The 24,277-nt window shown below is 71.5% G+C and carries 22 protein-coding genes; 6 read left to right on the plus strand and 16 right to left on the minus strand.

Annotation, left to right across the window (positions count from 1 at the left end):
- Nucleotides 1–6: 6 nt before the first annotated feature.
- The 6 genes from ACIGXW_RS22600 to ACIGXW_RS22625 form a co-directional block, all read right to left on the minus strand.
- Nucleotides 7–1,449 (minus strand): MFS transporter, encoded by a 1,443-nt coding sequence (locus ACIGXW_RS22600; protein WP_399575112.1) that lies wholly within the window; start codon nt 1,447–1,449, stop codon nt 7–9.
- Nucleotides 1,450–1,668: 219 nt separating this feature from the next.
- Nucleotides 1,669–2,691, minus strand: a complete 1,023-nt coding sequence (gene fbaA / locus ACIGXW_RS22605; RefSeq protein ID WP_360913234.1) for a class II fructose-bisphosphate aldolase — start codon at nt 2,689–2,691, stop codon at nt 1,669–1,671.
- Nucleotides 2,692–2,885: 194 nt separating this feature from the next.
- Entirely contained in the window at nt 2,886–3,431 is a 546-nt protein-coding gene (gene pyrE / locus ACIGXW_RS22610; protein WP_361897694.1) for an orotate phosphoribosyltransferase, read from the minus strand.
- 4 nt (nt 3,432–3,435) lie between these two features.
- Complete coding sequence (locus ACIGXW_RS22615) at nt 3,436–4,227, minus strand: aldose 1-epimerase (protein ID WP_399574738.1); 792 nt, start codon at nt 4,225–4,227, stop codon at nt 3,436–3,438.
- 50 nt (nt 4,228–4,277) lie between these two features.
- Nucleotides 4,278–5,033, minus strand: coding sequence for an SRPBCC domain-containing protein (locus ACIGXW_RS22620; protein ID WP_399574739.1), 756 nt, complete (start codon nt 5,031–5,033; stop codon nt 4,278–4,280).
- 78 nt (nt 5,034–5,111) lie between these two features.
- Nucleotides 5,112–5,762, minus strand: coding sequence for an NAD(P)-dependent oxidoreductase (locus tag ACIGXW_RS22625; protein ID WP_399574740.1), 651 nt, complete (start codon nt 5,760–5,762; stop codon nt 5,112–5,114).
- A 93-nt stretch (nt 5,763–5,855) separates the two neighbouring features.
- On the opposite strand from ACIGXW_RS22625, the gene ACIGXW_RS22630 reads away from it, so the two are divergent.
- The gene (locus ACIGXW_RS22630) at nt 5,856–6,776 is read left to right on the plus strand and encodes a helix-turn-helix domain-containing protein (protein ID WP_399574742.1); all 921 of its coding nucleotides are present in this window, start codon (nt 5,856–5,858) and stop codon (nt 6,774–6,776) included.
- Here ACIGXW_RS22630 and ACIGXW_RS22635 read toward each other — a convergent pair.
- Nucleotides 6,761–8,281: a polyamine aminopropyltransferase gene (locus ACIGXW_RS22635; RefSeq protein WP_399574744.1), complete on the minus strand. Its 1,521-nt coding sequence runs from the start codon at nt 8,279–8,281 to the stop codon at nt 6,761–6,763. The two genes, ACIGXW_RS22630 and ACIGXW_RS22635, sit on opposite strands and share 16 nt — an antisense overlap.
- A 74-nt stretch (nt 8,282–8,355) precedes the next feature.
- Nucleotides 8,356–8,874: a DUF2617 family protein gene (locus ACIGXW_RS22640; RefSeq protein ID WP_399574745.1), complete on the minus strand. Its 519-nt coding sequence runs from the start codon at nt 8,872–8,874 to the stop codon at nt 8,356–8,358.
- Nucleotides 8,875–9,061: 187 nt separating this feature from the next.
- On the opposite strand from ACIGXW_RS22640, the gene ACIGXW_RS22645 reads away from it, so the two are divergent.
- Nucleotides 9,062–9,217: a hypothetical protein gene (locus ACIGXW_RS22645; protein ID WP_177337817.1), complete on the plus strand. Its 156-nt coding sequence runs from the start codon at nt 9,062–9,064 to the stop codon at nt 9,215–9,217.
- Here ACIGXW_RS22645 and ACIGXW_RS22650 read toward each other — a convergent pair whose 3' ends face one another.
- Nucleotides 9,218–10,414, minus strand: coding sequence for an aminotransferase class I/II-fold pyridoxal phosphate-dependent enzyme (locus ACIGXW_RS22650; protein ID WP_399574746.1), 1,197 nt, complete (start codon nt 10,412–10,414; stop codon nt 9,218–9,220).
- A 262-nt stretch (nt 10,415–10,676) separates the two neighbouring features.
- Here ACIGXW_RS22650 and ACIGXW_RS22655 point away from each other — a divergent pair, with 262 nt between their 5' ends.
- Nucleotides 10,677–11,903, plus strand: coding sequence for a hypothetical protein (locus tag ACIGXW_RS22655; RefSeq protein WP_399574748.1), 1,227 nt, complete (start codon nt 10,677–10,679; stop codon nt 11,901–11,903).
- 17 nt (nt 11,904–11,920) lie between these two features.
- On the opposite strand, the gene ACIGXW_RS22660 is transcribed toward ACIGXW_RS22655, so the two are convergent.
- On the minus strand, nt 11,921–12,457 hold the full coding sequence (locus ACIGXW_RS22660) for a YbjN domain-containing protein (protein WP_360913216.1): 537 nt from the start codon (nt 12,455–12,457) through the stop codon (nt 11,921–11,923).
- Between the two features lie 78 nt (nt 12,458–12,535).
- A complete protein-coding gene (gene clpB, locus ACIGXW_RS22665) occupies nt 12,536–15,205 on the minus strand; it encodes an ATP-dependent chaperone ClpB (protein WP_399574750.1) in 2,670 nt (889 codons plus the stop codon).
- A gap of 201 nt (nt 15,206–15,406) precedes the next feature.
- Between clpB and ACIGXW_RS22670 the strand changes: the two genes are divergently transcribed.
- Complete coding sequence (locus tag ACIGXW_RS22670) at nt 15,407–15,811, plus strand: pyridoxamine 5'-phosphate oxidase family protein (protein WP_399574752.1); 405 nt, start codon at nt 15,407–15,409, stop codon at nt 15,809–15,811.
- A 4-nt stretch (nt 15,812–15,815) separates the two neighbouring features.
- Here ACIGXW_RS22670 and ACIGXW_RS22675 read toward each other — a convergent pair whose 3' ends face one another.
- The 5 genes from ACIGXW_RS22675 to dnaK all read right to left on the minus strand — a co-directional run bounded on the left by ACIGXW_RS22675 (nt 15,816) and on the right by dnaK (nt 21,072).
- Nucleotides 15,816–16,751: a hypothetical protein gene (locus ACIGXW_RS22675; protein WP_399574753.1), complete on the minus strand. Its 936-nt coding sequence runs from the start codon at nt 16,749–16,751 to the stop codon at nt 15,816–15,818.
- A 128-nt stretch (nt 16,752–16,879) separates the two neighbouring features.
- Nucleotides 16,880–17,344 (minus strand): heat shock protein transcriptional repressor HspR, encoded by a 465-nt coding sequence (locus ACIGXW_RS22680; protein ID WP_071963000.1) that lies wholly within the window; start codon nt 17,342–17,344, stop codon nt 16,880–16,882.
- Nucleotides 17,345–17,347: 3 nt separating this feature from the next.
- Nucleotides 17,348–18,529 (minus strand): molecular chaperone DnaJ, encoded by a 1,182-nt coding sequence (gene dnaJ / locus ACIGXW_RS22685; RefSeq protein WP_399574754.1) that lies wholly within the window; start codon nt 18,527–18,529, stop codon nt 17,348–17,350.
- 33 nt (nt 18,530–18,562) lie between these two features.
- Entirely contained in the window at nt 18,563–19,219 is a 657-nt protein-coding gene (gene grpE / locus ACIGXW_RS22690) for a nucleotide exchange factor GrpE (RefSeq protein ID WP_071962991.1), read from the minus strand.
- Nucleotides 19,216–21,072 (minus strand): molecular chaperone DnaK, encoded by a 1,857-nt coding sequence (gene dnaK, locus ACIGXW_RS22695; protein WP_071962990.1) that lies wholly within the window; start codon nt 21,070–21,072, stop codon nt 19,216–19,218. The genes grpE and dnaK overlap by 4 nt, the downstream gene beginning before the upstream one ends.
- A gap of 298 nt (nt 21,073–21,370) precedes the next feature.
- Between dnaK and ACIGXW_RS22700 the strand changes: the two genes are divergently transcribed.
- Nucleotides 21,371–23,641, plus strand: a complete 2,271-nt coding sequence (locus ACIGXW_RS22700; RefSeq protein ID WP_399574755.1) for a (Fe-S)-binding protein — start codon at nt 21,371–21,373, stop codon at nt 23,639–23,641.
- 115 nt (nt 23,642–23,756) lie between these two features.
- A complete protein-coding gene (locus ACIGXW_RS22705) occupies nt 23,757–24,257 on the plus strand; it encodes a MarR family winged helix-turn-helix transcriptional regulator (RefSeq protein WP_399574756.1) in 501 nt (166 codons plus the stop codon).
- The last annotated feature ends 20 nt before the right edge of the window (nt 24,258–24,277 follow it).

A 24,277-nucleotide genomic window follows, 5' to 3' on the forward strand; every position in this document is an offset into this window, starting at 1 on the left:
GAGGGCCTATGCGTCGCCGGGATCGAGCGGCGGCGAGGAGACCCCGCAGTGGTACTCGCACTCCGGGTGGCACACCCGCCGCCGCGGCGCGCGGACCGTGGCCCAGGCCAGCACCGCGCCCACCAGCAGCGCGCCCGCGCACATCAGCATTGCCTTGTCGAAGGTGGCGGAGAAGGCCGCCGGATCGCGGTAGACGTCGGATTCCATGCCGGCGGCCAGCGGCAGCGCGGCCACCGCGATCAGGCCGGCGGCGCGGGCGGCGGCGTTGTTGATGCCGCTGGCCAGGCCGGCGCGGGAGACGTCGACGGACGCCAGGACCGTCGACGTCAGCGGCGCGACCAGCACCACCATGCCCAGGCCGAGGACGACGAGCGGGGGCAGGACGTCGCGCCAGTACACCGCGCCCGCGCCGACGCGGGTCATCAGCAGCAGCCCCACGGCGCACAGCACCGGGCCGAGCGTCAGGGGAATACGGGGGCCGACGCGCTGGGCGACCCGTCCGGAGCGGGCGGACAGCAGCAGCATCAGCACGGTCGTGGGCAGCAGGGCCGTGCCCGCGGCGAGGGCGGACCAGCCGACCACGACCTGCAGCTGGAGCACGGAGAGGAAGAAGAAGCCGCTGAAGGCCGCGTAGACGAAGACCGTGACGAGGTTGATGGCCGAGAACTGCCGGACGGCGAAGATCTCCAGCGGCAGCATCGGGTCGTCCCGTCGCCCCTCGACGTACACGAACGCAACGCCCAGCAGCACGCCGGCGACCGCCGGGCCGATCACCCAGGGCGAGGCGCCCTGGTCCGGCGCGGCGATCAGCGCGTAGGTCACGCCGCCGAGCGCGAGCGCGGCCAGTGCGGCGCCGAGCACGTCGAAGCGGCCGTGCGCGGCGGGGTCCCGGGTCTCGGGTACGTGGCGCTGGGCGACGACCACGCAGACGGCCGCGAGCGGCAGGTTGATCAGGAACACCCAGCGCCAGCCGGGCCCGTCCACCAGGTAGCCGCCCACGAACGGGCCGACCGCCGAGGCCACGCCGCCCAGCCCGGACCAGGCGCCGACCGCGGCGGCCCGGTCGTCGGGGCGGAAGACGGCCTGGATGAGGGCGAGTGAGCCGGGGGTGAGCAGGGCGCCGCCGACGCCCTGCAGCGCGCGGGCCGCGATCAGCACCCCGGCATTGGGTGCGATGCCGCACAGCAGCGACGCGAGCGCGAACCACACCACGCCGACGACGAACACCCGCCGCCGTCCGTAGCGGTCCCCCAGGGAGCCGCCGAGGAGGATCAGCCCGGCCAGGGTGAGCATGTAGGCGTTGACGGTCCACTGCAGGGCGGCGAGGTCGGCGTCGAGGTCCCGGCCGATGTGCGGCAGGGCGACGTTGACGACGGTGCTGTCCAGCATGGCCATGCCGGAGCCGAGCACGGCCGTCAGCAGCACCGCGCGTCCCGTGGCGGTGCCCATGCGCACCGCGGGCGCGGCGTCGGCGGGAGCCCCGGCCGGTGCCGCCGTGGGGTGCGCCGGGGGCGGCTCGGGGCGGGGCCCGCGACCGGGTTCCGGTGCGGAGTCGCTCATGCCGGGATCATCTCCCGCACGGGCGCGCCCGGCCACGCGAAAGGGCCCGGTCCGCCGCTCGGTGAGCGGAGGGCCGGGCCCCTTGCGCAAGGGTCCTGGGGACCGTGCCTACTTCAGCTTGGTGCCCGTGGAGCGCAGGTCGGCGCAGGCCTTGGTGACGCGCTCGGCCATGCTCGCCTCGGCCAGCTTGCCCCAGGTGCGCGGGTCGTAGGTCTTCTTGTCGCCGACCTCGCCGTCGACCTTCAGGACGCCGTCGTAGTTGCTGAACATGTGGGCCGCCACCGGGCGGGTGAAGGCGTACTGGGTGTCGGTGTCGAGGTTCATCTTCACGACGCCGTTCTCCAGCGCGGTGCGGATCTCCTGCTCCGTGGAGCCGGAGCCGCCGTGGAAGACGAAGTCGAACGGGTCGGCCTTGCCGTGCTTGGCGGCGATGCCGTCCTGCAGCTCGCGCAGCAGCTCCGGCTTGAGGACGACGTTGCCCGGCTTGTAGACGCCGTGGACGTTGCCGAAGGAGGCGGCCAGCAGGTAGCGGCCCTTCTCGCCCAGGCCCAGCGCCTCGGCGGTGCGCTCGACGTCCGCGACGGTGGTGTAGAGATCGTCGTTGATCTCGTGGGAGACGCCGTCCTCCTCGCCACCGGTCGGGGTGATCTCGACCTCGAGGATGATCTTCGCCTTCACGGCCTCGGCGAGGAGCTCCTTCGCGATCGCAAGGTTCTCGTCGAGCTTCTCGGCGGAGCCGTCCCACATGTGGGACTGGAAGAGCGGGTTCAGACCGGCGGCCACGCGCTCCTGGGAGATCGCGAGGAGCGGACGGACGTAGCCGTCGAGCTTGTCCTTGGGGCAGTGGTCGGTGTGCAGCGCGATGTTCACCGGGTACTTCTTGGCGACGACGTGCGCGAACTCGGCGAGCGCGACGGCGCCCGAGACCATGTCCTTGCTGTACTGGCCGCCCAGGAACTCCGCACCACCGGTGGAGATCTGGATGATGCCGTCGCTCTCCGCCTCGGCGAATCCGCGCAGCGCGGCGTGGAGAGTCTGCGTCGAGGTGACGTTGATGGCCGGGTAGGCGAACTTGCCTGCCTTCGCCCGGTCGAGCATCTCGTTGTAGACCTCGGGGGTTGCGATGGGCATCTGTCCGCTCCTTGTGATGTGCGGGTACGGGCGAAATACGGGCCCTGACCTAGGGGGCGACGGTCATCGTCGGACCCATCTTCCCAGACTCCCCGAATTACTCCACATGAGGCCCACCACGCTCATATGCGCAGGGCGCGTGGTTTCACGTGAAACCACGCGCCCTATGGCGGCACTGCTGGAGAAGCGGCAGGTCAGGACAGACCGAGGTCCCCGAGGGAGTAGCCGGTCACGTAGCGCAGGCCGGCGCCCTCGATGGCGGATTCCGCACCGCGGTCGACGATGGTCGCCACGGCGACGACCTCCGCGCCCGCCTCACGGGCCGCCTCGACGGCGGTCAGCGGGGAGCCGCCGGTGGTCGAGGTGTCCTCGACCACGAGCACGCGGCGGCCCTTGATGTCCGGGCCCTCGATGCGACGCTGCATGCCGTGCGTCTTCTGCGCCTTGCGGACGACGAAGGCGTCCAGCTTGCGGCCGCGCGCGGCGGCCGCGTGCAGCATCGAGGTGGCCACCGGGTCGGCGCCCAGGGTGAGCCCGCCCACGGCGTCGAAGTCCAGGTCCGCCGTGGCGTCCAGCATGACCTGGCCGACCAGCGGCGCCGCCTCGGCGTCCAGGGTGATCCGGCGCAGGTCGATGTAGTAGTCGGCCTCCTTGCCGGAGGAGAGGGTCACCTTGCCGTGCACCACGGCCTTGTCCTTGATCTGCTGCAGCAGGGCGTCACGCACATCGCTCATGGCCATGAGCTTAGGCCAGGGACCGCCAGGTCCACGTCGTGGAGATCTCCAGCGGATCGATCGGCGTGACCAGGCGGGGATGGGTGTTGAGCCCGTTCGGGGGGCCGGACTGCGGCTCGACGCAGACGGCCTCGGTCTGCTCGTCGTAGACGACGACCCACTCGGTACGGCTGGTGCCCTTCAGCTCCAGCACCCCGGGCCAGGTGAGGGTGACGTCGACGCCGTCGGGCATGCCGAAGCAGTCGTCCCAGGGGCCGGGCCGGGGGTCGATGCGCCGGCCGGTGGGCAGGTGGTCCTCGCCCCGCTCCTCCTGCCAGGCGGGCCGGAAGTCGATCTCCACGTCCTTGCCGGTGCCGAGGTTGCGCAGGAACCAGGGGTGCCAGCCGGCCTGCGCCGGGAAGGAGTCGCCGTAGGTCTCGACGCCCATGGTGAGGGTGAGGGAGTCGTCGGTCAGTTCGACCAACTGGGTGACACGGCCGCTGTACGGCCAGGGGTCGGCCAGGTCGTAGGTGAACGCGGCACTGCGCTCCTCCGCCCGGGCGGTGCGCCAGGCCGTGTCGCGGCCGGTGCCGTGGATGGCGTGCGGTGCGGAGTTGATGGGCAGTTGGTGGATCTCGTCGCCGTTGCGGAAGCGGCCGAGCTCGGTGCGGCCGCACCAGGGGACCATGGGGAAGGCGCCGTAGCGCTCGCCCTGACGCAGGAGTTCGGTCCCACCGATCTTCAGGCTGCCGAGGCGGCAGCCGTTGGCGGGTTCCACGGTCACCTCGGCGCTACCGGCGCCCAGCGTTACGTTTTCGCTCACGGTCCGACCCTACGGGGACGGGGCTGCGACCGGGGCCGCTTGACGTGGCGTCAGCGCTTGCGGCGCAGCGCCCTCGTCACCACCACCGCGCCCGCCAGGGCGATCGCCGCCGCGGGGGCGGCCCAGCGCAGGACGGCCGTGCCGGAGGTGGTCTCCGGGGCGGGGACGGGGGCGTAGCGCCCCCTGGGCGGGGCGTGGTCGACCTCTTCCGCGCTTCGGCCGATCATCGTGCGGCGGGCGTGGGCGGCCTCGGCGGGGGGTTCGTCGTCGAGGGCGTCGTCCTCGAAGGCCTCGGAGTCGTCGTCGGCCTGGTCCGCGGCGTCGGGGGCGTGCGCCGCGACGGGCGCGGCCGGTTCCGCGAGCGGGACGGCGGCCTCGTCCTCGCGGAGCTCCTCCGCCAGCGCCGCGCCGAAGCGGTCGAGCAGCCGTCGCGCGGCGGACTCCGCGGTCTTCGCGTCGAACTCCGCGAGCCGGCCGGCGCCGCTGACCGTGCCCAGGCAGCTCAGCCGCGTGCCGCCCGGCATCTCCTCCGGCAGGGCGCTCAGCGCGAGCGTCACCGTGCCGGTCCCCCGCGCCTCCGTGCCCTCGCCGGACAGCTCGTACGAACCGTCCCGCTCGGTCAGCCGCAGGGCTCCCCGGTAGGTGATCGTGGAACCGCCGATGCGCACCCGCAGCCGCCCCGTCAGCGCCGCGCCGGACGAGGCGTCCTGCTGCAGGCCGGGGACACACCGGGCGACGCGTGCGGGGTCGGAGAGAACCCGCCGCACCGCACCGACGGGAAACGGAACGAACACCTCATGCTCCATAGCTAGCGAGCCTACCCACCGGCTCCCGCAGCAGGCCCGCCCCGGTCGAATCCGATCGAACTTTCCGTCGTAAGACGGTCAGTAACCGACCGTGAACCGCTCACCGATGTGCTTCGGCGCCTCGATCTCGTCGACGACCGCCACCGCGTAGTCCTCGGCGGAGATCCGGCTCCTGCCCTGCGCGTCCGCGACGAGCTCGTCCAGCGCGGTGCGGTACGTACCCGTCCGCTCGCCGGGCTCGATCAGGGCGGCGGGGCTGATGTTGGTCCAGCGGACGTCGGAGACGGTCCGGTAGTACTCCAGCGCGTCCCCGTGCGCGTGCATGATCTGCAGCAGGAAGTCCGGGATCCCCTCCGCGTCCCAGACCTGCTTGCCGTCCGGGGTGCGCAGCGAGCCGGCGCCGCCGACGGCGATGAGCCTGGGGGCGGCGTCCCCGAGCCGGCGCAGCCCCAGGACCAGGGACTTCGCAGCAGGCGCGATGGTGGCGACATGGCCGGGGCCGTCGCCGCCGCCGACCGCGCTGACCAGGACGTCATGGCCCTTGGCCACGGCGGCGACCGAGGCGGCGTCGAGCACGTCACCGCTGACGACCATGAGGCCCGGGTGCCGCTCCGTGATCTTGGACTGTTCGCGGAGGGCGGCCGTGACCTGGTGGCCGCGGTCCAGCGCCTCGCGCAGGATGCGGCTGCCGATCGTGCCGGTGGCGCCGAAGAGGGCGATCTTCGCCATGGGGGTCTCCTGTTGCGTGTCGAACCGCTGTAGTACCGAGCGACCACGCTATGACCGCCCCCTGGCACCGGCCAGGTAGGCTCGCGTCTCTCCATGGTGAAAAAACGACATGATGACCCGGACGGCGACTGCGGCGGCCGAGCAGGCCGCGGGATCGTCGATCTCGCCTACGACGCCCCGCCCGGCACCCCGGCCGGCCTGGAGGTCCTGACGCTGGCCGCCCTGCGCGAGCGCGCCCCCGAGGGCCTGCTGACCAGGCCGCAGCGGCCGGCCTTCCACCAGATCGTCGCCGTCGACTCCGGCTCCGCCACCCACACCGTGGACTTCACCGCCCACACGCTCGACGCGGGTTCGGTGCTGTGGGTCCGGCCCGGCCAGGTGCAGCAGTTCGGCGACGTCTCCGCGCTCGAGGGCACCGTCGTCCTCGTCCAGCCCGGCTTCCTGCCGCCCGGCACCGCGGTCTCGGAGGCGGCCGACGACCCGTTCCGCCCGGTGCTGTGGCGGCCGGCCGGCGGCGACCGGGAGGCCGTCTTCTGCGCCGTGCGCCATCTGGCCACCGACTTCCGCACCGGAGCCCACCTGCCCGCCGGCATCCACACGGACGTCCTGCGCCACCTGCTGTCCGTCCTGGTGCTGCGCCTGGCCCACGGCAGCGCCGTCGCGAGCGGCGCCCCCGTACCCGGCGAGACGTTCGTGCGCTTCCGCGCCGCCGTCGAGCGCGGCTTCGCCACCCACCACCGGGTCGCCGACTACGCCACGGTGCTCGGCTACGCGCCCCGCACCCTCTCGCGGGCCACGACGGCGGCGGCCGGGGTCGGCGCGAAGGAGTTCATCGACCGGCGGGTGACGCTGGAGGCCAAGCGGCTGCTTGCGCACAGCGACCTGCCCGCGGCCAGGATCGCCGACCGGCTCGGCTTCGACGACGCCGCCAACTTCTCCAAGTTCTTCCGGCAGCGCACGGGCCTGGCCCCCGGCGCCTTCCGCACGGCCCTGCGCCCTCACCCCGCCGCGTAGCGCGGGTGCATCAGGGTCGACGGCAGCAGCCCGGGCCGGCCGTGCAGCTCCCGCACGGGCGGCCCCGTGTCGGGCTGCAGCGGCCGCACGGGCGTGCGGGAGGCGAGCAGGAAGCCCCAGCCCTGCCGGTCGGTGTGCGGCGCGGGCAGCGCCCGGACGCCGTAGGGCGCGGTGCGCAGACCCACGGAGCGGACCGTGGCGTCCACGGTCCAGAAGGTGTGCGGGCGGGCGTCGGGATCGCCGCCGTGGACCGCCATGCGCCCGCCGGGGGCCAGCACGCGGGCCACCAGGCCGTAGAACTCCTGGGAGTACAGCTTGGTGCTGGGGGTGAGCCCGGGGTCGGGCAGATCGGAGATCACCACGTCGTACGGGCCGCCGGCCCCGCCGCGCGCCTCGCGCAGCCAGTCGAACGCGTCGCCCGCCACGACCCGTACGCGCCGGTCGCGGTAGGCGCGGTGGTTGAGGGCGGCCAGCTCCGGGTCGGTGCGGGCCAGCCGCACCACGGCGGGGTCGAGCTCGACGACGGTGACGGAGCCGACGCCGTCGTGGCGCAGCACCTCCCGCACCGCGAGGCCGTCGCCGCCGCCGAGGACGAGGACGCGCGCGTGCGGGCCGCCGGCCATGGCAGGGCGGACGAGGGCCTCGTGGTAGCGCGGTTCGTCGCCGCTGACGCGCAGCCGGCCGTCGAGGAAGAGGGAGAGCGGCCGGCCGCTGCCGCCCCCGCCGGTCAGCACGACCTCCTGGACCTGGCTGTGCACGGCGACCCGCACGTCCGCCCCGTACACGGCGTGCCGCGCGGCCCGTTCGAAGGGACCGGTGAGCACCGAGCAGACGGCCAGCACCACCAGCACCAGGCCGTTGGCCGTCAGCAGCGTCCAGCGCGCCCGCAGGGACAGGTCGCCGCGGAAGAGCCACAGCACCAGCGCCCCGCCGGCGACGGCGTTGACCGCGCCGGTCAGCAGGGCGCCCGTCAGCTGTCCGAGGACGGGCAGCAGCAGGAAGGGGAAGGCGAGCCCGCCGACGAGGGCGCCCACGTAGTCGGCGGCGAACAGGTCGGCGACCGCACAGCCGGCGTCCTGGCGGCGGATGCGCTGGATGAGGGTCATCAGCAGCGGCACTTCGGCGCCGATCAGCACCCCGATCACGAGCGAGAACCCCACCAGGGCCGGCCGGGTCTGGCCGTACCAGGCGAAACAGCCGTACAGCGCCATGGCCGAGAGACCGCCGGTGAGCGCCAGCACCGCCTCGACGGCCGCGAAGCCGAGGGCCGCACGTGCGCGCAGCCGCTTGGCGAGCAGCGAGCCCACGCCCATGGCGAAGACCATCACCGACAGGACGACGGAGGCCTGGGTGACGGAGTCGCCGATCAGATAGGAGGCGAGCGCGACCAGTTCGAGCTCGTACACCAGCCCGCAGGCGGCGCAGACGAAGACCGTGGTCAGGACGAGGAGGCGGCCGAGCCCGGCCGGTACGGGCAGCCGCGCTGGTACCGGGCGGTGGACCATGCGGGAACGCTACGTCACGAGCCGGTACCCCCCTGTCACCCACACGGGTTTAATACTCACGCTGTTGGGTGACTTCACAGGGGTGCGGTCGCCCGCACTCCCACGCGGGTCCGGGTGGCGACCAGCCGTCCCTCCTGGGGATACGCGTGCCAGGTGCGCCAACTTATCTGGCCCTCGCGGCGCTGGGCGAGCAGCGCGGTGAAGGCGTGGGGGTCGCCGGGAAAGGTGCCGGCCAGGCCCTGGGGGTGCTCCGCGACGAGCGCGAGCAGTTCCTGCGCGCGCCCCGCGAACGAGCTGCGCGAGAGGGTCTCGACGCGTGCCGCGAATTCGTACTCCCAGGCGCCGACGCGCTTGGCGACGCCGAGGGGCAGCGGGGTGCTGCTGCCGGGTATGCAGGCGACGGTCTCCGAACAAACCCCGCCCTCCTCTTCGAGTATGACCTGGTGGGAGGCGCCCAGCAGGCGCAGCTGCACCGCCGACTCGTCGAGCTGGAGATCGAGGACCGCCAGGGCGGGAAGGGGCTCCTTCCCCAGACACCAGGCGAGATCGGCGGCGCGGGTATCGGTGTAGGTGGTCTTGAGGGTGGTGAGCATGGGTCGGCTCCGCGAACGAGCAGTGGAGGGTGGGCCGGCCCGCCCCGCGGAGGACCAGATTCCTTCGGGTGCGCCGGCTCATGCCCACATTTGAGCTCCTCGGTTCCGTTCCGGCGATGCGATTCCGGGTTGCGGGGATTCCCAGGAGTTGTCTCTCAACGTGGCTCTGAATGAGAGGGAATCACGAATGAGCGGCGTCCACAGCAGTTTTACCCATCATCTGCAACTTTCCATCCACGCGAGCGCCATGCAGTTCAAATGTTCAACAGACCGGCGTCCGGCGGAAGTCGAGATCCGCCGGACGCATATGCGGGCGGGCATGAGCCGCCCGCACATCCTTTGATCAAGCGGCGGCAATCAGCTTCTCCACGGCCTCCACCACCGACTTCTCCCGCCTGCAGAAGGAGAAACGCACCAGATGGGAAGGGGCGTCGGGGCGCAGTTGGAAGGCGGACGTGGGAATGGCCACCACCCCGGCGCGCAGCGGCAGTTCACGGCAGAATCGCACGCCGTCCTCATGCCCCCACGCGCGGATGTCCGCCTGGACGAAATAGCCCGCGTCCGCGCGATAGGGGCGCAGACCCGCACGCGCGAGCCCGTCGCTCAGCAGGTCGCGATTACGGCGCAGAATTCCACGGAGCTCCGTCGCCCACTCCTCCACGCCCCCCAGCGCCCGGGCGAGCGCCTCCTGGTACGGCGTTCCCGTGGCATAGGTGAGGAACTGCTTCACGGATGCCGCCGCCCGCACCAGATGCGCCGGCCCGCACACCCAGCCGATCTTCCAGCCGGTGACGTTGAAGGTCTTGCCGGCCGAGGAGATCGTCAGCGTCCGCTCCCGCATCCCCGGGAGGGCGGCGATCGTCCGGTGCACGGCGTCGCCGTAGACCAGGTGCTCGTACACCTCGTCCGTCACCACCGTCAGGTCGTGCTCCCGGCACAGCCCGGCGATGGCGGCCAGCTCCCCGGCGTCGAACACCTTGCCGGTGGGATTGTGCGGGGTGTTGAGCAGCAGGACGCGGGTGCGGCCGGTCACGGCCGCGCGCAGCGCGTCCACGTCCAGGACGAAGCCGGCGCCCTCCCCCTCGCCCTCGGCCAGCGGCACGGGCACCAGCTTCGCGCCCGCGAAGCGCGCGCCCGCCGGGTAGGCGTCGTAGCAGGGGTCGAAGGCGATGACCTCGTCACCGGGGTCGCACAGGCCCAGCAGCACCGCCGCCAGGGCCTCCGTCGCGCCGGTGGTGACGAGCACCTCGCCCTGCGGCTCGTACTCCAGCCCGTAGCGGCGGCGCTGGTGCGCCGCGACGGCCTCGCGCAGCGCGGCGAAGCCGTACGCGGGCGGGTACTGGTTGGCGCCCGCGAGCACGGCGTCGGCGACGTCCCGCAGCAGCGGGGCGGGGCTGTCCAGTTCGGGCACGCCCTGGCCCAGGTTGACCGCTCCCGTGCGCCGCGCCAGCTCGGTCATCTCGGTGAAGACCGACGCGCCCATCCCCCGCACGCGCGCCGCCGGGCTCCAGCCCAAGCCCGTGACATCCACAGCGTCCATAGCCATTCGCGTCCCGCTTTCCCCTCGGTGCCACATCAGTTCAGGCGATCAAGGTCACGATAGGCGGGGCCGGTACGGCGGCACAGCACATGGCGGGCCCGCTCGCCCCGCCGACACTCCGCCGTGCGGCCGAGCGGGTGGAAGGCACACCGCTGACGGGCGCTCCGTCTCGCGCGCGCGGGGCATCGGCCGCATGGTCGGTATGCGCCCGGATGCCGCCGGTGTGCCTCCAACCGTCCGCACCAGCACCGGAGGTGCCCCCGTGTCCGCCGGCCCAGCCGTTCAACACGACGCCGCACCCGCCCGGGCCGCGGAGCCGCACCGCACCGACCGGGCCCGCCGCCGGGCCGGTCGCACGGACCGCGTGCGCGAAGCGCTGCGGCGGGCGCTGCCGGCGCTCGGGCTGTACGCCGCCGCCCGGCTGAGCGGCATGACGGTGATGGCCGCGTGGGCCTGGTCCATCGGCAAGCACCCGCGCACGCTGCTGGGGCACCTGTGGGACGGCATCTGGTACGCGGGCATCGCCCGCGACGGCTACGGCACGATCCTGCCGTCGCCCACCACGCGCGGGGTCATCTTCAACGACCTGGCCTTCTTCCCGCTCTACCCGGGCCTGGTGCGGGCGGTGGCGACGGTGCTCCCGTTCACCGTCGTCACCGCCGGGCTGCTCGTCGCCTGGGCCTCGGCCGGGGCGGCGGCCTGGGGCGTCTACGCGGTCGGCGAGCGGCTGCACGGGCGGCGCGTGGGGACGCTGCTGGTGCTGCTGTGGGGGCTGTTGCCGCACGCCATCGTGCAGACCATGGCGTACACGGAGTCCCTGATGACCGCGCTGGCGGCATGGGCTCTGTACGCGGCGATCACGGGCCGGCGGCTGTGGTCCGGGGTACTGGCCCTGCTGGCGGGGCTCTCCCGCCCCAACGCCATCGCCGTCGCCGCCGCCGTCTGCTGCGCCGCCGCGCTCACGCTGTGGCGGGACGACCGCTCGCGCCGGGACTGGCGGGTGTGGACGGGCGCCGCCATCGCACCGGTGGGCTGGGCGGGCTACGTCGTCTGGGCCGGCTTCCACTCCGGCGGCGGGCCGCTGGGCTACTTCGAGGTGCAGCGGTTGTGGGGCTCGCGCTTCGACTTCGGAAGGGACGCCTTCCGGTTCATCCGGCACCTGATCGTCGCGCGCGACTACATGGCGTACTACATGGCCGTGGCGATCCTCGCCGTGGCGCTGGTCGCGCTGGTGTACCTGACCCTGGACCGGCCCCCGGCGGCACTGCTGGTGTACGTGCTGGTGCTGACCGTCATCGCGGTCGGCGGCTCCAGCTACTTCGCCTCCAAGCCGCGCTTTCTGCTGCCGGCCTTCCCGCTGCTGCTGCCGGCGGCCCTGGCCATGGCGAAAGCCCGGCCCCGCACCATCGCCGTGACGACGGGCGCGCTGGCCGGGCTGTCGTTCTTCTACGGGACGTACCTGCTGGCCGTGGCCAGGGTCCCGATGTGACAGGCCGCTACTGACCCCTACGCCTCGTCGTCCGGCTTGTCCTCGCCGTCGGACTCGGCGTCGGCCTCCAGGCCGAGCTGCTCGACGAGCCACTTGTCGAACTCGATCGAGGCCCGCACCCAGCTGACCGTGCTGGAGACGAAGTGCTCCAGCGCGACGCCGACGCCGATCAGCATCTGCGCCTCGCCGATGAGGCGGACGGTGCCGTCGTCGTGGGTGTGCGTGTAGACCTTGGGCCACAGCGTGCGACGGTTCCAGTCGTCGATGACCTCGAGGAGCTTGGACTTCTCCTCGATGCCGTGCGGGCGGTCGTAGAACGTGCGCACGGAGAAGACCTGCTGCTCCTCCTCGCCCCGGAACATGAAGTACGTCCGGAACTGCTCCCACGGCGCGGCGAGGTCGCCCTCGTCGTCGACGACGTACTTCAGCTCCATCTGCTCCAGAAGCTGCTTGACCAGGTCCTGGTCGGGGATGACGGGGCCTGTCGGGCCCGCCTCAGGCTGCGGTTCGGGCTGGCCCCCGAAATTAGGAATCGAGGACGGGTCGATGCTCACCGTTTTCTTCCCTTCGTACGGTCTCCCGCCATCCTCCCCCATCCCGGGCGGGGGCTGGTACCCCCGCCGGGCCGGATGTCACAGGGATTTCGCTGCGGCCTCCGTACGCACAGGCGACACGCCGGAAACACTGAGACCGTCCGCCCCTTCTGCGACGTCGACGCGGACCGTGTCGCCGTCGCGGATCTCGCCGGCAAGGATGGCCCGGGCCAGCTGGTCGCCGATGGCGGTCTGGACCAGTCGGCGCAGCGGCCGGGCGCCGTAGGTGAGGTCGGGCGGGGTGCCGCCGTCCTCCTGCGGGGCGTGGCCCAGCCGGGCCAGCCAGCGCAGGGCCTCGTCGCCGACGTCGAGGGTGAGCCGGCGGTCGGCGAGGCGGCGCTGCAGATAGCCGATCTGGATCTTGGCGATCCGCTCCAGCTGGCCGGTGCCGAGGGGGTGGAAGACGACGGTGTCGTCGAGCCGGTTGAGGAACTCGGGCCGGAAGGAGCCGCGGACGGTCTCCAGCACCTTCGCCTTCTTCTGCGCCTCGTCCAGCTGCGGGTCCACCAGATAGGCGGAGCCGAGGTTCGAGGTGAGGATGAGGATGGTGTTGCGGAAGTCCACCGTCCGGCCGTGCCCGTCCGTGAGCCGGCCGTCGTCGAGGACCTGCAGCAGGATGTCGAAGACCTCGTGGTGGGCCTTCTCCACCTCGTCCAGCAGGACCACGGTGTACGGGCGCCGGCGCACGGCCTCGGTCAGCTGGCCGCCCTCCTCGTAGCCGACGTAGCCGGGCGGGGCGCCGACCAGCCGGGCGACGGAGTGCTTCTCGCCGTACTCGCTCATGTCGATGCGGACCATCGCCCGCTCGTCGTCGAAGAGGAACTCCGCGAGCGCCTTGGCCAGCTCGGTCTTGCCGACGCCGGTGGGGCCGAGGAAGAGGAACGAGCCGGTCGGCCGGTCGGGGTCGGCGATGCCGGCCCGGCTGCGCCGCACGGCGTCGGACACCGCGCGGACGGCCTCGGCCTGCCCGATCAGCCGCTTGCCGAGCTCGTCCTCCATGCGCAGCAGCTTCTGCGTCTCGCCCTCGAGCAGCCGGCCCGCGGGGATGCCGGTCCAGGAGGCGACGACGTCGGCGATGTCGTCCGGGCCGACCTCCTCCTTGACCATGAGGTCCTTGGCCGCGGCCTCCTGCTCCGCCTCGGCCTCCGCCTCGGCGGCCTCCGCCAGCTCCCGCTCCACGGCCGGGATCTCGCCGTAGAGCAGCTTGGAGGCGGTGTCGAAGTCGCCGTCGCGCTGGGCGCGCTCGGCCTGCACCCGCAGCTCGTCGAGGCGCTCCTTGAGCTCACCGACGCGGTTGAGGGACTGCTTCTCCTTCTCCCAGCGCGCGGTCAGCCCCCGCAGCTCCTCCTCCTTGTCGGCGAGGTCGCGGCGCAGCTTGGCCAGCCGCTCCTTGCTGGCGGCGTCGGACTCGTTGTTGAGGGCGAGCTCCTCCATCTTCAGCCGGTCGACGGCGCGCTGCAGCTCGTCGATCTCCACGGGCGAGGAGTCGATCTCCATGCGCAGCCGGGACGCGGCCTCGTCGACGAGGTCGATGGCCTTGTCGGGCAGGAAGCGGGAGGTGATGTAGCGGTCGGACAGGGTCGCGGCGGCGACCAGCGCCGAGTCCGCGATCTGCACCTTGTGGTGGGCCTCGTAGCGGCCCTTGAGGCCGCGCAGGATCGCGATGGAGTCCTCGACGGAGGGCTCGGCGACCAGCACCTGCTGGAAGCGGCGCTCCAGCGCCGGGTCCTTCTCGATGCGCTCGCGGTACTCGTCGAGCGTGGTGGCGCCGACCATACGCAGCTCACCGCGGGCGAGCATGGGCTTGAGCATGTTGCCCGCGTCCATGGCGGAGTCGCCGCCGGCGCCGGCGCCGACCACGGTGTGCAGCTCGTCGATGAACGTGATGATCCGGCCCTCGCTGGCCTTGATCTCCGCCAGGACGGTCTTGAGCCGCTCCTCGAACTCGCCGCGGTACTTCGCGCCGGCCACCATCGCGCCCAGGTCGAGCGCGACGAGCCGCTTGTTCTTCAGCGACTCCGGGACGTCGCCCTTCACTATCCGCTGCGCGAGCCCCTCGACGACGGCCGTCTTGCCGACGCCGGGCTCACCGATGAGGACGGGGTTGTTCTTGGTGCGGCGCGAGAGCACCTGCACCACGCGCCGGATCTCGTGGTCGCGCCCGATGACGGGGTCGAGCTTGCCGTCCCTGGCGGCGGCCGTGAAGTCCGTGCCGAACTTCTCCAGCGCCTTGTACGTACCCTCCGGGTCCGCGGTGGTCACCCGCTGTCCGCCCCTCGCGTTCTCGAACGCGGCCAGCAGCTTCCCAGCCGACGCTCCCTGTTGTTCCAGCAGCTCACCGGTCCGCCCGCCCTTGGCGGCCAGGCCGACGAGCAGGTGCTCGGTGGAGATGTACTCGTCGCCGAGGTCCCGCGCCCGCTCCGCCGCGTCCGCGAGCGCCGCCAGCAACTCGCGGTTCGGCTGCGGCGGTGCCACGGTGGAACCCTGCACGCTGGGCAGTCCCGCGAGCTGCCGCTCGGCACCCGAGCGCAGCGCGGCCGCGTCGGCCTCGACGGCGGCCAGCAGGTCCATCACGTTCTCGTTCTCCTGCCCGGCGAGCAGGGCCAGGAGCAGGTGCGCGGGCGTCATGTCGGCATGCCCGGCCGTCAGGGCCCGGTCGCTGGCGGCGCTGAGCGCCTCCCGGCTCTTGTTGGTCAGCTTGGCATCCACGACCTGCGCTCCTCCTTGTGCTCGTGGTACCCACGTTCGGTCCTGCTCTGGGCAACATGCGATAAGTTGAGTCTATTCCACTCAACCCTGCTCCCGCCAGCGCTCCCGTGTCCCCGGATCGGGCGTACGCGCCGGCGCCGGCCACGGCGGAGGCGGTGGTACCGCCCCGCCGCGGCCACCACCTCGCCTAACCTGACCGTCATGGCGATCGACCTCCGCGACCCCGATCCCGCCTACGTCGACTTCTGGCGAGAGCGGCACGTCTGCACCCTGACCACCCTGCGCCCGGACGGCTCCCCGCACGTCGTCCCCGTCGGCGTCACCTTCGACCCCGCCTCCGGCATCGCCCGCGTCATCACCGGCAAGAGCAGCCGCAAGGTCGCCAACGTGCAGGCGGCGGGCCGGGCCGGCGCGCGGGTGGCCGTCTGCCAGCTGGAGGGCAAGCGCTGGGCGACCCTCGAGGGCCGAGCCGTCGTGCGCACCGAGGCCGACGTCATCGCCGACGCCGTCACCCGCTACGCCGAGCGCTACCACCGCACCCCCCGCCCCAACCCCGACCGCGTCGTCATCGAGATCACCGTGACGCGGGCGCTCGGCCGGGGCTGAGCCGTCAGGCCAGGGCGCTGCGGATGTCGCGGATCATCATCGCCGGGCGGTGACGGACGTCGGCCGAGGTGAACCGCAGGATGCGGCGGACCTCCCGGCACGCCGCCAGGTCGTTGAACCGTATGACGTCCCGCTGGTGCTGCGCCCTGGTGCCGTGCCAGGTGTATCCCTCGGTCTCCACGGCCAGCCCCTGCGGGCGGAAGAGGAAGTCGGGGTAGACCCGGCGGCCGGTCGTGGGCACCACGAGCATGGCCTGGGTCTCGGGATGGAGCCCGGCATCGTGTATCCGCAGCCGGGCGAGCGTCTCGGCGGGTGAGCCCGAGCGGGGGTCGGCCATGGCCAGCCACCAGGCGGCGGTCGCGGCGCCGCGCAGGGCCGGGGCCCGGCTCAGGGCGCGGCCGATGTCGTCGAGCGTGGTCAGCGGCCGTCCGCGCGAGCCCGGCGGCCCGGCTCCGCGGCCGTGCCGCCAGCTCAGGGCCGAGTCGACGGCCACCAGCGCCTCGTCCCGCGGTCCCGTCCGCAGCAGATCCGCCATCGTCCGGGCCACGGTGGTCGCCCTCAGCCCGGCCACGACGGTCACATCGCCCGGTGCGAGCGGCAGTCTGTGCAGCGCGGCCCCTTTGAGGGCCGCGGGGCCGGGGCAGATGAAGTCGGGGCGCTCGCCCGGCGGGCCGGTCTCGACGCCGTGCAGCATCGCCGCCGACCAGTGGCTGACCACCAGCTCCGGCCGCAGCAGCTGATGCGTCCACAGCAGCTCCGCCCACCCCGCCTCCCGCCCCGGCACGAGCCACGCCCCGGGGCGGACCCGCGTCCATCCCCCGGCTGTCAGAAAGCGGCTCAGCCGGCCCCGCGTCCACCCCTCGGCCAGCGCCTGCGCCGTGAGCACCACCCCACCCTGGGCATCGGCCCGGGCCCGCAATGAAGTCTCGTCCCCCGTCATGCTCCGAGTGTCCCGGACCCAGCGTCACCACACCAGGCCTGTGGATAACTCTCCGTAATCGCTCTTGAAAAGCGAAAGGCCGGGAGAGCGATGTGCTCCCCCGGCCCTTTTCGCTGTCCGCTGTCCGCTCAGCGCTCCCGCGGGTCCCGCCGCGGGCGCCAGACCACCAGCGCGCTGGCCTGCTGGACGTCCTGGTAGGGGACCAGGTCCCGGCGGTAGGAGGCGTGGACGGCCGCCTCCGCCTGCTGCATGGCCGTGGCGGCACCCTCGACCGTCGCCTGGAGCTCGGCGACGCGCGCCTTGAGCGCGGCCACCTGGTTCTCCAGCTCGATGATGCGCTTGATGCCGGCCAGGTTGATGCCCTCGTCCTGGCTGAGCTGCTGCACCTGGCGCAGCAGCTCGATGTCGCGCGCGGAGTAGCGGCGACCGCGCCCGGCCGTGCGGTCGGGAGAGACCAGGCCGAGGCGGTCGTACTGCCGCAGCGTCTGCGGGTGCAGGCCCGAGAGCTGAGCGGCGACGGAGATGACGTAGACCGGCGACTCGTCGGTCAGTTCATACGGATATGGATTACGTCGGCGGCCGGTCCCTTCCATGGATCATGCTCCCTTCGCGGCCTGGAACAGCTCCGCTCGCGGATCCTCGTCGTCGGTGGCATCACGGTAGGCCTCGAGGGCCTCGCGCGCCGTGTCACCGAGGTTCGTGGGCACGGTCACCTCGACGGTGACCAGGAGGTCGCCGCGGGTGCCGTCCTTGCGGACCGCGCCCTTGCCCCGGGCGCGCATGGTGCGGCCGTTGGGCGTGCCCGCGGGCAGCTTCAGGGTGACCGGTGGGCCGCCGAGCGTGGGGACCTTGACCTCGCCGCCGAGCGCCGCCTCCGCGAACGTGACGGGCACGGTGACGGTGAGGTTGTCGTCCTTGCGCCCGAACACCGGGTGCGCACCGACGTGCACGACGACGTACAGATCGCCGTTGGGCCCGCCGCGCTCGCCAGGAGCACCCTTGCCGCGCAGCCGGATCCGCTGGCCGTCGGAGACCCCGGCGGGGATGCGGACCTGCATCGTGCGGGAGGACTTGGCGCGCCCGCTGCCGTGGCAGACGTCGCAAGGGTTCTCGGGGATCAGCCCGCGGCCCTTGCAGTCGGGGCAGGGGTCGGTCAGGGAGAATCCGCCGCCCGTGCCGCGCGACACCTGGCCGGTGCCGACGCAGGTCGGGCAGACCCTGGGCGTACCGTTTTTGTCGCCCGTTCCGGAGCAGCCCTTGCACGCCGCCGAGGAGGACATCCGCAGGGGGACCGTGGCCCCCTCCACCGCCTCGGTGAAGTTGAGCGTCACCTCGGACTCGATGTCCTGGCCGCGGCGCGGCTGGGTGCGCGTGCCCGCGCCGCCGCCCCGGTTGAACAGGCCGCCGAATACGTCGCCCAGACCGCCGCCGAAGCCACCGGCACCGGCGCCACCGCCGCCCTGGGCGCCCCCGAAGAGGTCACCCAGGTCGAAGTTGAACGAGCCGCCGCCGCCCGGCCCCGGGCGGAAGCCGCCGTTGCCGAACAGGGCGCGCGCCTCGTCGTACTCCTTGCGGCGCTTGGCGTCGGCCAGGACGTCGTTCGCCTCGGAGATCTCCTTGAAGCGCTCCTCGGCCGAGGCGTCGCCCTTGTTGGCGTCCGGGTGGTACTCGCGGGCGAGCTTCCGGTACGCCTTCTTGATCTCCGCCTCGGTGGCGTCCTTGGGGACGCCGAGGACCTTGTAGAGGTCCTTCTCCAGCAAGTCCCTGCTCAGGCTCATCCCCGACGTCCCTCCTTCCGGTCAGCCACTGCGTCAGCCCTCTTCCGGGCCACCGCTCTCCTCGTCCGACGCCTCGTCGGCCTTCGGGCTCGCGCCCGGCTGCGGCTCGGCGACCGCGACCCGCGCGGGGCGGATCGTGCGCTCGCCGATCCGATACCCCGGCTGCAGAATCTGCACGCACGTGGTCTCGGTGACGTCGGGCGCGTAGCTGTGCATCAGCGCCTCGTGCACCAGCGGGTCGAAGGGCTCGCCCTCCTTGCCGAACTGCTGCAGGCCCATCTTGGACACGACCGTCTCCAGCGACTCGGCGACGGACTTGAAGCCGCCGACGAGCTCGCCATGGTCACGGGCGCGACCGATGTCGTCGAGCGTGGGGAGGAGCTCGGACAGGAGGTTCGCGATGGCGATCTCCTTGACCGTGGCCCGGTCCCGCTCCACGCGGCGACGGTAGTTCTGGTACTCGGCCTGGAGCCGCTGGAGGTCCCCGGTGCGCTCGGTGAGCGCGGCCTGGGCCTGGTCCAGCTGTGCCTGGAGGCCTACCTCGACCAGCTCTTCGCCGGGCGCGGCCGGGCCGGCCGGACCCGCCTTGTCGGCGGATCCGGCGGCCTGCGCCGCGTCGTCGGGGGTGGTGGCGTCGGAGGGGCCTTCAGGCTTCTCGTTCTCGTTGAAGCCCGGGGTCTCCTCCGTCACGCCGACGCACCGCCCTTCGGCTTCTCGTCGTCCACGATCTCGGCGTCGACGACGTCGTCCTCGGCCTTGGGGGCACCGGCGCCGGCGGCACCGGCGGCACCCTCGGCGCCCTGCGCGGCCTGGGCGTCGGCGTACATGGCCTGGCCGAGCTTCTGGCTGACCGCGGCGACCTTCTCGGTCGCGGTGCGGATCTCGGCCGTGTCCTCGCCCTTGAGCTTCTCCTTCAGCTCGGCCACCGCGGTCTCGACCTCCGTCTTGACCTCGGCCGGAACCTTGTCCTCGTTGTCCTTGAGGAACTTCTCGGTCTGGTAGACGAGCTGCTCGCCCTGGTTGCGGGTCTCGGCGGCCTCGCGGCGGCGGTGGTCCTCCTCCGCGTACTGCTCGGCCTCCTGGCGCATGCGGTCGACCTCGTCCTTGGCGAGCGAGGAGCCGCCGGTGACGGTCATCTTCTGCTCCTTGCCCGTGCCCAGGTCCTTCGCGGTCACGTGCATGATGCCGTTGGCGTCGATGTCGAAGGAGACCTCGATCTGCGGGACGCCGCGCGGGGCCGGCGGGAGGCCGGTCAGCTCGAACATGCCGAGCTTCTTGTTGTACGCCGCGATCTCGCGCTCGCCCTGGTAGACCTGGATCTGCACGGACGGCTGGTTGTCCTCGGCCGTCGTGAAGATCTCGGAGCGCTTGGTCGGGATCGTGGTGTTGCGCTCGATCAGCTTGGTCATGATGCCGCCCTTGGTCTCGATGCCGAGGGACAGCGGGGTCACGTCGAGGAGCAGGACGTCCTTGACCTCACCCTTGAGGACACCGGCCTGGAGCGAGGCGCCGATGGCGACGACCTCGTCCGGGTTCACACCCTTGTTGGCCTCCTTGCCGCCGGTCAGCTCCTTGACGAGCTCGGCGACGGCGGGCATACGGGTGGAACCGCCGACCAGGACCACGTGGTCGATCTCGGACAGGCTGATGCCCGCGTCCTTGATGACGTTGTGGAAGGGGGTCTTGCAGCGGTCGAGCAGGTCCGCGGTCAGCTGCTGGAACTGGGCGCGGGTGAGCTTCTCGTCCAGGTGCAGCGGGCCCTCGGCGGACGCCGTGATGTAGGGCAGGTTGATCGAGGTCTCGGTGGACGAGGACAGCTCGATCTTCGCCTTCTCGGCGGCCTCGCGCAGACGCTGCAGCGCCATCTTGTCCTTGGACAGGTCGACGCCGTGGCCGTTGGCGAACTGCTTGACCAGGTAGTCGACGACGCGCTGGTCCCAGTCGTCACCACCGAGGTGGTTGTCACCGTTGGTCGCCTTGACCTCGACGACGCCGTCGCCGATCTCGAGCAGCGAGACGTCGAAGGTGCCGCCACCGAGGTCGAAGACCAGAATGGTCTGGTCGTCCTTGTCGAGGCCGTAGGCCAGGGCGGCCGCGGTGGGCTCGTTGACGATGCGCAGGACGTTCAGACCCGCGATCTCACCGGCCTCCTTGGTGGCCTGGCGCTCGGAGTCGTTGAAGTACGCCGGGACGGTGATGACCGCGTCGACGACCTTCTCGCCCAGGTAGGCCTCGGCATCCCGCTTGAGCTTCTGCAGGATGAAGGCGCTCATCTGCTGCGGGTTGAAGTCCTTGCCATCGATGTTGATCTTCCAGTCAGTGCCCATGTGGCGCTTGACCGAGCGGATCGTCCGATCGACGTTGGTGACGGCCTGGCGCTTGGCGACCTCGCCGACCAGCACCTCGCCGTTCTTCGCGAAGGCGACGACGGACGGCGTGGTCCTGGCGCCCTCGGCGTTGGTGATGACGGTGGGCTCACCGCCCTCGAGAACACTGACGACGGAGTTCGTCGTACCCAGGTCGATGCCGACCGCACGTGCCATGTCGATTCCTCCAGCTGACTTGAGTGGAACAGACTCAAGAGTGCAGCACGACCGCAAACCTGTCAACGGGCCTGAGTCGGGCCCGCTCAACTTTTATGTCAGTCTTACAGTCAGTCACGGGGGAAAAGCGGAGCGCAAGCCTCCGCCCGGACGTGCCGAAGGCCCCTAAGGGTTGCCTTCGCGACACAGATCACCGGCGATGCCGCTATATCGCGCGCGGGAGAGTGAGTAGTCTCGTACGGACTGGATAAGTTACCGATTAGTAATCCCGCTCTCGCAGGTTCGAGGAGCCCCTCCCATGCAACTCGCCGCGATCATTGTGTCGCTGGTCCTCATCGCGGTCGGCGTCGCGCTGTTCGGCCGTGCCCTCCTGCAGATCTACCGCTTCGTACGGCTGGGTCAGCCCGTACCGGCCGGCACCCGCACCGACGACCCCACACAGCGGACCGTCACCGTCGCCAAGGAGTTCCTCGGCCACACGCGGATGAACCGCTGGGGCGTGGTCGGCGTGGCGCACTGGTTCGTCGCGGTGGGCTTCTTCTCCCTGCTGCTGACGATCGTCAACGCCATCGGGCAGCTCTTCCAGGCCGACTGGATCCTGCCGATCATCGGCGACTGGGCCCCGTACAACGTCTTCGTCGAGTTCCTCGGCACGATGACCGCGCTCGGCATCCTGACCCTCATCGTCATCCGGCAGCTGAACCGGCCGGGCAGGCCGGGCCGCAAGTCCCGCTTCGCCGGCTCCAACACCGGCCAGGCGTACTTCGTCGAGTCCGTCATCCTCATCGTCGGCGTCTGCATCTTCATGCTGCACGCGCTCGAGGGCGCCCAGCACCACGTGGACGGCTACGAGGCCTCGTTCTTCATCTCGTACCCGGTCGTCTCGTGGCTGGAGGGGATGGACGTCTCCACGCTCCAGAACCTCACCTACTTCTTCGCGGGCCTGAAGATCGCGACGTCCTTCATCTGGATGATCACGGTCTCGCTGAAGACGGACATGGGCGTGGCCTGGCACCGCTTCCTGGCCTTCCCGAACATCTGGTTCAAGCGTGAGGCGAGCGGCGACGTCGCCCTCGGCGCTCTGCAGCCGATGACGAGCGGCGGCAAGCCGATCGACTTCGAGGATCCGGGCGAGGACGACGTCTTCGGCGTCTCGAAGGTCGAGGAGTTCTCCTGGAAGGGCATCCTCGACTTCTCCACCTGCACCGAGTGCGGCCGCTGCCAGTCGCAGTGCCCCGCCTGGAACACCGGCAAGCCGCTGTCGCCGAAGCTGATGATCATGGCGCTGCGCGACCACGCGCACGCCAAGGCGCCGTACCTGCTCGCCGGCGGCGGCAAGGACGCCGAGGGCAACGAGAAGGCGTCCGCGGAGCAGCTGAAGGACGTCCCCGCGTCCGCCCTCGCCGAGGCCGAGCGCCCGCTGATCGGGACGCTGGAGGAGAACGGCGTCATCGACCCGGACGTGCTGTGGTCCTGCACCACGTGCGGCGCGTGCGTCGAGCAGTGCCCCGTCGACATCGAGCACGTCGACCACATCGTCGACATGCGCCGCTACCAGGTGATGATCGAGAGCTCCTTCCCGTCCGAGGCGGGCACGATGCTCAAGAACCTGGAGAAGAAGGGCAATCCCTGGGGCCTGGCGAAGAAGCAGCGCCTGGCGTGGACCAAGGAGGTCGACTTCGAGGTCCCGGTCGTCGGCAAGGACATCGAGGACCTCACCGAGGTCGACTACCTCTACTGGGTCGGCTGCGCCGGCGCCCTGGAGGACCGCGCCAAGAAGACGACGAAGGCCTTCGCCGAGCTGCTCCACATGGCGGGCGTGAAGTTCGCCATCATGGGCGGCGACGAGGCCTGCACCGGTGACTCCGCCCGCCGCCTGGGCAACGAGTTCCTCTTCCAGCAGCTCGGCCAGCAGAACGTCGAGATGCTGAACATGGCCTTCGGCGAGGATGCGGAGGAGGGCGTCAAGGTCGAGAAGGCGAAGAAGAAGATCGTCGCGACCTGCCCGCACTGCTTCAACACCATCGCCAACGAGTACCCGCAGCTCGGCGGCGAGTACGAGGTCATCCACCACACGCAGCTGCTGCAGCACCTCATCGACGAGGGCAAGCTGGTCCCCGTCACCCCGGTCGAGGGTCTGATCACCTACCACGACCCCTGCTACCTGGGCCGCCACAACAAGGTCTACACGCCGCCGCGCGAGATCATCGCCAAGGTGCCGGGCCTGCGCAACGAGGAGATGCACCGCCACAAGGAGCGCGGCTTCTGCTGCGGCGCCGGCGGCGCGCGCATGTGGATGGAGGAGCGCATCGGCAAGCGCATCAACAACGAGCGCGTCGACGAGGCGCTGTCCCTCAACCCGGACATCGTCTCCACGGCCTGCCCGTTCTGCCTCGTCATGCTGACCGACTCGGTCAACGGCAAGAAGAACGACGGCAAGGCCAAGGAGTCCATCCAGGTCGTCGACGTGGCCCAGCTGCTGCTGGAGTCCGTCAAGACCCCGGCCGAGCCGGAGGACGACGGCGAGCCGGCGAACGCCCCGACGCCGGACCCGGAGCCGGTGAAGTAGGCGGCTTACGCAAGGACGTACGGCCGGGCCCCGCGGATGTTCGCGGGGCCCGGCCGTCTTCGTGACCCCCAACACACTTGATCTCAAGCGTGCTTGAGGTCCTAGCGTCGTTCCCATGACGACGACCCAGACCGCACCCGCCATGGCCGACCCCGCCGCCCCCGCCGACTTCGCCTCGCTCGCCGCCCAGCCCATCGGCTACTGGAGCTGGGTCGCCAACAAGGCCGTCATCCAGCACATCCGGGGGGCGATGGCGCGGGTCGACATCACGCAGTTCCAGTGGTGGATCCTCAATCAGGCGCACGCCGCCGGCGGCTCCGGGCTGACGCGGGAGCAGATCCGCGACAACCTCTGCCCCGTGCTGGACGTCGGCGCGGACACGATCGTCCAGTCGGTCGACAGCCTTCTCGCCCGTGGCTGGCTCTCCGCCGACGACCAGGGCTTCCTGCACCTCACCGACGCCGGCCGGGAGGCCAAGGAGCGCACCAAGGAGGTCGTCGCCCGGGTGCGCGGGGAGATCCACGCCGGCATCACGGACGAGGAGTACGTGGCCGCCCTGCGGGTCCTGCAGCGGATGATCGAGAATGTCGGCGGCGGGGAGCCGTCGTCCCTCTGACCTCGTGGGGCGCCACAAAC

The organism is Streptomyces sp. NPDC053079 (assembly GCF_044546695.1).
Lineage (GTDB): Bacteria > Actinomycetota > Actinomycetes > Streptomycetales > Streptomycetaceae > Streptomyces.